This is a genomic window from Allobosea sp. 2RAB26 (genome assembly GCF_052115465.1).
GTDB lineage: Bacteria > Pseudomonadota > Alphaproteobacteria > Rhizobiales > Beijerinckiaceae > Allobosea.
Genome location: NZ_JBFRGS010000087.1, coordinates 1 through 503, shown reverse-complemented (window position 1 = coordinate 503; position 503 = coordinate 1). Strand labels below are relative to the sequence as shown.

Annotated in this window: 1 pseudogene; it reads right to left on the bottom strand. The window is 69.7% G+C overall.

The window, feature by feature from the left end:
* A pseudogene (locus AB4118_RS34140) lies at window positions 1-503 on the bottom strand (HlyD family efflux transporter periplasmic adaptor subunit); the annotation flags it as partial.

The window sequence follows — 503 nt, the reverse complement described above, 5'->3', positions numbered from 1 at the left end:
AGGCGGAGAAGCGCAGGCGGGCGGGCTGGCCCGGCCTGACCTGGTCGATATCGGTCGGCGCGATCCTGACCTCGACGGTGAGCTTGGCCTCGCCCGGTACGATGGTGGCGAGACGGGCAGCCGGGGTGATGACGCCGCCGACGGTGAAGACGGTCAACTCGTTGACGATGCCGGCGATCGGGGCGCGGATCTCGGAGCGTGAGAGCCGGTCCTCACTGGCGAGCCGCCGGTCGCTGAGCTCGGAGACCTTGGCCTCGACCTGGCGCAGCTCGCGCTGGGCCTCGGTGCGGGCGGTCTCGTCGACGGCGATGATCTGGAGGCGGGCGTCGCTGACGCGCAGCCGGGCRCGGGCGATCGAGGCTTCGATCTCGCCGCGCTCGCCGAGCAGGCGGGCCCATTCGCGGTTGATGTTGTAGACCTTCGTGCCGTCGATGAAGCCCTTCTGGAACAGGCCGAGATATTTGTTGCGCTCGAGCTCGACCAGGCGCAGCTCCTCGCTCCTC